This is a genomic window from Psychrobacter sp. TPE 89C (genome assembly GCF_055522395.1).
In genome coordinates, this window is record NZ_JBVFXW010000077.1 from 1 (window position 1) to 7,644 (window position 7,644).

Below are 7,644 nucleotides of genomic sequence, written 5' to 3' on the forward strand. Positions count from 1 at the left end.
TATTTATAAATCATAAATTCATTCAAAAATATGTCGTTTAGGGTGTGCAATAGACTTTATTCGTATGCATTTATAATTAATACCTTTATATAGGAGATAAACTTACTTAACGATTCATTCAGCTACTATAGTCAATTCTTTATAAACGAGCTACAGCGTTAACCTCGCTTGAAGTATTGCACGTACATTTGCACTCAGTTGCCTTGACTCTCTTTTAAATTGAATCAACTATATACGAGGAAGTATGTGTTACTCCAAATAGTGTTACTGATGACAATAACCTCAAAGACAGTGCAAGTTTTAAGTAAGAGTTCAATGTAAATGGCAACACACTTTCTAAGTGTATGCCTGTAACAGCGATTTCTATTAGTTGGCTATTATGCGTATAATGTAGGGCATCAAGAAGGTAGACCTGCCATTATATGGGTGTCCACTTTCAGTGCTTATATCGAGAGTTAGGTGAGTCTAAAGTAGACTGAAAATAAAAATCAAATAAAGATTACCATGAGTGTTTCTAATTGAGGTGTCAACGTTATGTACTCAAGCAATCCATCTGAACCAGTCAAATCCACTATCCAAAATCATCATGCATTGAATTTGGACAGCTCTCAAACGGTTAGAACAGCTTTTTTTATCTCAGATGGAACAGCCATTACGGCTGAGACGCTTGGCCGTGCTATTTTGAGTCAGTTTGCTTCAATACCATTTGAGACACGCGTATTGCCTTATGTAGACAGTATTGAGCGTGCAGAAGACGCCGTTGAGCAAATTAATATGGCCTATCAACGAGATGGGTTTTTGCCTCTAGTGTTTGATACGATTGTTAACCCTGATATCCGTGAAAAAATTAATGCGGCACAAAGCTGTAATTTGGATATGTATGAGGGTTTGATCGGCCGTGTCGCAGAAGAGACAGGCGTAGAGCCAGATGGACATTCAGGCCATGCCCACGATAATGTCGATTCTGAGACCTATAAAGAACGTATCGATGCCGTTCATTTTGCCTTAGACAATGATGATGGTGCGCGTACCCGTCACTATAATGCCGCTGATATTATTTTGGTTGGGGTCTCTCGCTCGGGCAAAACGCCAACCTCTTTATACTTAGCATTACAGTTCGGTATTCGAGCCGCTAACTATCCTTTGACTGAAGATGATTTGTACGACAATCAATTACCAAAAGCATTGCGTGAGCATAAAGACAAATTATTTGGCTTGCTCATCGATACAGATCGCTTAGTAAAAATCCGCCAAGAGCGCCGTGCAGGCAGTCGTTATTCGAGCTATCAGCAATGTCAGCAAGAGCAGCGCGCGATACAAGGCATTTATATCACTCATGGTATTCCAAGTTTGGATGTGTCTGAGATGTCTGTTGAAGAAATTGCGACTCGTATTTTACAGAAGACAGGCCTCAAACGTCGTATTGGTTAAGGATTCGTTTAATCAAATCAAATGTTAATCGATTTGACTATAGTCGGTTCAATATAATCTCATTATCATATAGAGAACATTATGAGTTCAGCTTATAAATCTAGCAAAACCCCTTTATTACTGGCGAGCTTACTGAGCATAGCGACATTGCTGACGGCTTGTCAGACATCGCGTGAGCCAGTACCTGAGCCGCGTTATGTGCCGTCCATCGTATTGGGTGATGCACAAACGTTAACGATTATGCCAAATCGTGTAGCCTGTGCCTCCGCATTACCGATGCAGTGTCTGCTGGCCAAGTCCAAAGACGGTAGTGTGTTTCAGATTCCTTATGATTGGATTGAAGACTTTCAGCCAACGCTTGGCACTGAATATATCATCAGTGCTCGCCCGCAGATCGATGAGGGAAAGCAGAGTCTCACTGGGTATTGGACATTACAAAATATTGTGTCACAACGTATGGTGAGCAGCCCTCAATAATGTGACTCTGACTCATTTAACTATTGACTCACTCACGGTCTAGATATCAAATAAACCAGTAAATATAAAGAGGATACGATGGGAAGTAAAAAACCAAGCGACGCGACTAATGATATCGGTGAAGATACCCATACCGAAGTATCTAATAAAGCGGATGGTCACATACCTAATCCTGAGCACACTGAAGGCAAAAATAAACAACAAAACATTGAACAGACTCACGAGCAAGTCACTGATGATTTTATACATCACCCTGATCTTGTGAATCCACTTGATGACACACGAATCGATGTCAAATCTGGTTTTGCCAAAGACTCTCGCCGCCTAAAAAGCGATGATCATGCATATGAATATGACGCAGTTATTTTAGGAGCAGGCCCTGCTGGTGAAGCTGCTGCCATGAAGCTGACTAAGTCTGGCAAAAGAGTCGTAGTTGTTGATCCGCGTGACCAAGTGGGCGGTAACTCTACTCATGTGGGTACCATCCCAAGTAAAGCATTGCGCCAATCAGTATTTAACTTGATCAACTTTCGCCGTGATCCGATGTTTACCAAGGCGATGGAATATAAGCAAGTACCGCTAAATGAAGTGCTGGCCAAAGCCCGTCAAGTAATACGTCGTCAAGTCAGTACGCATACACGGTTCTATGAGCGCAACCGTATTGAAGTGATTCAAGGGTGGGCAAGTTTCGTTGATGAGCACACGCTGCGCATTGAAACCGATGACAATGTTTTTGAAACCATTACTTTCAATAAAGCCATTATCACCGTCGGTAGCCGTCCTTACCGTCCTGACATTCTAGACTTTGATCATCCACGCGTTTTTGATTCTGATAAAATCCTGCAAATGGATTATGTCGTCAAAAAAATCATCATTTATGGTGCAGGCGTGATCGGTTGTGAGTATGCGTCTATCTTTACGGGCCTTGGTTACAAGGTTGACTTAATTAATAACCAAGATCAGCTGCTCAATTATCTAGACAGTGAAATTAGTGATGCTATCGCGCATGACTTTAGACAGTTTGGTGTACTCATCCGTAGTAATGAAGAGATTGATTACCTTGAGACACACGATGATTATGTAGTCTTGCACTTGAAGAGTGGTAAGCGCATCAAATCTGATGCCATCCTGTGGTCAAATGGTCGCTCGGGTAATACAGAAGGCTTAAATCTAGAAGCTGTTGGTCTAAAAGCCAATAGCCGTGGTCAGCTAAAAGTCGATGATACTTATTGCACTGGTATCGAAAATATCTATGCCGCTGGTGATGTGATCGGTTGGCCTTCTTTGGCCTCTGCTGCCTATGACCAAGGGCGATGTGCCGCTGCCTTTATGGTAGGCGACGACGATGCTGAGCCAGTATCTAGCGTACCGACTGGTATCTATACGATTCCTGAAATCTCTTGTATTGGTAAAACCGAGCAAGAACTGACGGATGAAAAAGTCCCTTATGAAGTGGGTCAGGCATTCTTTAAACATCTGGCACGTGCACAAATCATCGGTGAACGTTCGGGCGTCCTAAAGATTTTGTTCCATCGTGATACGCTAGAAATCTTGGGTATCCATTGCTATGGCAACCATGCGTCAGAGATTATCCATATCGGTCAGGCAGTTATGAAGTGTAAGAGCAATAACACGCTTGAGTACTTTGTGAATACAACTTTCAACTATCCAACGATGGCAGAAGCCTATCGTGTTGCGGCATTGAACGGTTTGAATCGCGTCTTTTAAAACAAGCTTATTTAAATAAAGTCATATCAATAAAAAAGCGCCTGTTACTATATTATTAATAGTGCAGGCGCTTTTTTGTGGCTTATTCATTAATTCAAGTATATACGCAGAACTTTTAATCGAGCTATTTTTTATGCGACTGTCTGACCTTGTTTATCAGTGTGATACCAGCGAATAAGCATAAGCAGCATAAAGTAAAATAGCCATAGAGCGGCAAGTGCATAAAACCCAATAGCGACCTGTGAGACGCTCGCACCCATTTGGTTAAGCTGTACCGATGTGTTGACGCCAGGTGTCGTGGGTATCAACCAGCGTATGACTTGCAAAAATGCGGGTAATTGGTCAGCTGGCCACGGATAGCCACTGATAAAAAACATGGGCAGAGAGCTGAAGATGAGAATCTGCATACCACGTTCACGTTGGCGAAACCATAACCCCAATACACAGCCAAGAGTTGCCACGGTTGGACAAAACAACAGTAGAAACAATAAGCTGCCGAGCATGTTCTGTCCTCGCGGATAATGATGCAGCTCAAATGCCCAACCATAATAAAAGCAGCCGATGATAAAGCTGCACATACTAAGCGCTGCAATACGACCAAGCCATCCACGGATAGTAGTCCTATGACGACGCTGCTCATACCATGTACCAATCAACATCGTCGTTGACATCAAAAGCGTTTGTTGCAAAATCAGAATAGACACGGCTGGCACGACGTATGCACCATATCCTTCAGTTTGGTTGTATAAAGGTATAATTTGCAATGGCACCGCTTGGGTATTGGCCGTCGCGGTCGTTGGGTAAATGCCTTGAGCCACGCTTTTCTTAACCTCGATACCTGCTGACACCGTACTAACGGCTTTCAAAAATCCCATCTGGACATTTTTATTTAATAAAAAATAACCGCCATTGCCCAATACACTGACGCTGGCCTTTTTGCCAGACATGACTTGTTGCTCAAGCCCGCTTGGGATAACCATATATCCAGCGATTTCATCTGACCATATGGCTTGTTGCGCATCTTGCTCATTTAGAAAACGCTCTGTATCTAACTGCGGGCTAGCGCTCGCATAACGAACGATAGTCTGTGACAGATTGCTATTGTCATAATCAATAATGCCAACGGGCACATGATTGATGACTTCGGTTGAGTACGGCCAAGGATAAAAGAAACCGTAAATAATAGGAGCAATCATCAACAGTAAAAGAACGCCTTTATCAGTAAAGATGTCTTTTAGGGTTTGCAAAAACCCACCAAGAAAATTCTGCGTCTGTGCGTGTAATTTTGCATCAGTCGTGGACGCATTCTCTTTCGGTGAAACTGGCATTAGCGTGCTCCCCAGCGTTCAGGATGTGCCAACGCCCGTTTGGTCAATAATGTGGTCAGGAGCATCGCAATCGTCGTGGCTAGGGTAAGTCCATAGACAATCGGTAATGACACCGCAGCAGGCGCATGCATTTGTAACTGTGCAATATGCAATTTTAAGTAATGGGTAAGCGGGAGCACATCTGACCAATGCTGAGCATTGTCACTGATGGCGATATACGGAAAAGTCACACCTGCAAATGCATAAGAAGGGGCTGAGATGAAACCAGTAGAAGACAAGCCCATGCGTAATGAAAACGAATTTAACGTTAAGATAGCACCGAGAAAGAACGAGAGCATCATCAATAGTAATAGACCAATATAAGTGACAATAATCGAGCTAATAGCAACGGACGCTTGCGGTGCGGCAAACCAAAGTGCCACCATCGACCAGATGCTATAAGCCAATAATGGCCAAAAATACTTACCCAATAATCCAAACAACAATATTGAAATACACACTTGTCTGGACTGAGTGCCATTCTCAGAAGAGCCTGTTTTTTCATTAGTAATGTCATGCTGGTTTTCATCAACATTGCTATTAGTAATAACATCGTACCAGTGACCGATTTTCTTATCACGTAGCTCACGGCCTATCGTCGTTGCACCAATCACCATTGCCAAGATATGCAGCAGGGCAGGAATGACAGTTGAGGCCAAAAACTGTTGATAGTTGGTCGCAGCATTGAACAGGCTGATACGTTGTATGCTAATCGGCGAGTAGGCAATTGCCGCTTGTGAGGGTGCCATACCTTGCTTAACCAAACGCTGTATCTCGACACCTGCTGACAATGTGCTAGCAACCGTTTGCACGCTGGTTTGAATAATGCCCGAATGCGTACCGTACTGCGCGTTTACTTGCAACACCAACGGGGCGGGATTGCCAGATAAAATATTACGAGAGAAGTCTTCAGGAATAATGAGGACTGCATAGATATCGCGTTGCAAGATAGCGGCCTCTGCATCAGATTCTGAGGCATAAAGTTGTTTTACCATCAGCGTCGGACTGGCTTCTAAGTATCGTACAGCCGTATTGGCAACTGGGCTGTTGTCTCGATCTATGACTCCAATGGGCAAATCCGTAATTTGAGTTTGTGAAAATATCCACCAAATCAGCAGCACCGTTGCTAATGGTATCCAAACTACCATGGCTAAGTCCCACGGGTTTTTGGCTAAAAACCGTCGCTCATAGGCAGCACTACGTAAGAAAGCCCCACTTAGCTTGGTCAGGCGCATGGGCTACTCTGGGCTTTTATTAGTAAGAGTAGGGTTGATGCGCACAACGACACTCATGCCTGAGCGAATCCGTGCATCAGGTGTCGTTGGGCGTGCTTTTACCTCAAAGGTACGGACATCAAAACCATCATCATTATTGGTCGGACGCCAAGTGGCAAAGTCAGACAACGTCGAAGTGGCGTAAACGGTAAATTGTTTCGTATAAGGTTTATTTGCCGAGGATAGCGCTGGAATTGTCCCCGTAAACTGCTGTCCAATCGCCAACTGGTTCAAGTACGTCTCAGTGACATTAAGCACCACCCATTGGTCGTTGGTATCGACCAACGTGAGCAACGGCACACCTTGACCGATGACTTCGCCAGCATTGACAATGACATTGTCCACGATACCTGCTATTGGGCTTCGTAAATTGGCTTCATCTTTTGCGACTAGGGCTTCATCAAGTTTTGCATCGACTTGTGCCACTTGTGCCGTGGCAGCTGATTTGTCTTCACTACGTGCGCCTTCCATCGCCAAGTCGTATTGCAAGCGTGCTGCTTCAGTTTGGTCTTGGGTAGCGAGATATTGAGCGTACGCTTCATCGCGTTTTTGTCGTGCCATTAGTCCTTCTTCATACAGACGATTGACACGTTGATAGGTGTTTTCTGCCAAGTCCGATGCCGCTTTATTGGCTTGCCATGCCGCTTTTGCCTGAGCGATTTCTTGTGGGCGGGCACCATTCTCTGCTTTATCTAACTGGCTTTGTGCCATTTGCTTGCCAGCACGTGCTTGATCAATTTTGGCATTAATCTCAGGCGAGTCCATTTCAATAAGCTGTTGACCAGCGGTGACAGCATCACCCTCTGTGACCAAGATTTTAGAAATACGCCCCGGTACTTTTGCAGCGATGGACGTTTGCTGCATTTGCATCTGTCCTTGTAAGGTGATCACTTCAGGTTCACTGTGCTGATTACTCTTATATAGACCGTAAGCCACCATGCCTAATACAATCAAAATAAATAGTGCTAGAAGCCCCTTTTTTATCATGGCAGATTTATCAGCTTTTGCTGCATCGCGCTTATAGTGAGGCACTGTCTGCTCTTGTTGAGATTCAGGCATATCTTCTGCAGCATCAACTGAAGTTTGGCCATCTTGAGAGACTACTGGCTCGGTTGAATCAGCTGATTTTTGTGAGTGGTCTGATTCGTTTGGAAATTCAGTCATGACGGTGAGATTCCTAAAGCAACAAAGTTGAAAATAAAGGGTTTATAATTCAGGCGTGTCATCAATTAGCACATTTAGTGGCCTTAAAATGGCTAAATTTTGCTAAATATCGTCAGTAATTTTGTCAATATGTTCATATTAACGGCAATTCCTTCCTTGTTTATCTACAATTTTTCTCATTTTAAGCCTCACAATCTAATTGA

Annotated in this window: 6 protein-coding genes; 3 read left to right on the plus strand and 3 right to left on the minus strand. The window is 43.6% G+C overall.

Annotated elements, in window-relative coordinates; all coding sequences use genetic code 11:
- Window positions 1-534 precede the first annotated feature (534 nt).
- From ppsR to sthA, 3 genes are all read left to right on the plus strand, one after another.
- Window positions 535-1,431: a posphoenolpyruvate synthetase regulatory kinase/phosphorylase PpsR gene (ppsR, locus tag ACZW67_RS13810; protein ID WP_110923067.1), complete on the plus strand. Its 897-nt coding sequence runs from the start codon at window positions 535-537 to the stop codon at window positions 1,429-1,431.
- Between the two features lie 81 nt (window positions 1,432-1,512).
- Window positions 1,513-1,908: a DUF4377 domain-containing protein gene (locus tag ACZW67_RS13815; RefSeq protein WP_465183731.1), complete on the plus strand. Its 396-nt coding sequence runs from the start codon at window positions 1,513-1,515 to the stop codon at window positions 1,906-1,908.
- Window positions 1,909-1,986: 78 nt separating this feature from the next.
- Window positions 1,987-3,636: a Si-specific NAD(P)(+) transhydrogenase gene (gene sthA, locus ACZW67_RS13820; RefSeq protein ID WP_465183732.1), complete on the plus strand. Its 1,650-nt coding sequence runs from the start codon at window positions 1,987-1,989 to the stop codon at window positions 3,634-3,636.
- Between the two features lie 131 nt (window positions 3,637-3,767).
- Here the strand turns inward: sthA and ACZW67_RS13825 are convergent, their stop codons facing one another.
- Genes ACZW67_RS13825 through ACZW67_RS13835 form a run of 3 tightly spaced genes read right to left on the minus strand, consistent with a single transcriptional unit; the run spans window position 3,768 to window position 7,441 of the window.
- A complete protein-coding gene (locus ACZW67_RS13825) occupies window positions 3,768-4,964 on the minus strand; it encodes an ABC transporter permease (RefSeq protein ID WP_465183733.1) in 1,197 nt (398 codons plus the stop codon).
- Entirely contained in the window at window positions 4,964-6,238 is a 1,275-nt protein-coding gene (locus ACZW67_RS13830; RefSeq protein WP_465183734.1) for an ABC transporter permease, read from the minus strand. The genes ACZW67_RS13825 and ACZW67_RS13830 overlap by 1 nt, the downstream gene beginning before the upstream one ends.
- Window positions 6,239-6,241: 3 nt before the next feature.
- Window positions 6,242-7,441, minus strand: a complete 1,200-nt coding sequence (locus ACZW67_RS13835; RefSeq protein WP_465183735.1) for an HlyD family secretion protein — start codon at window positions 7,439-7,441, stop codon at window positions 6,242-6,244.
- Window positions 7,442-7,644 lie beyond the last annotated feature (203 nt).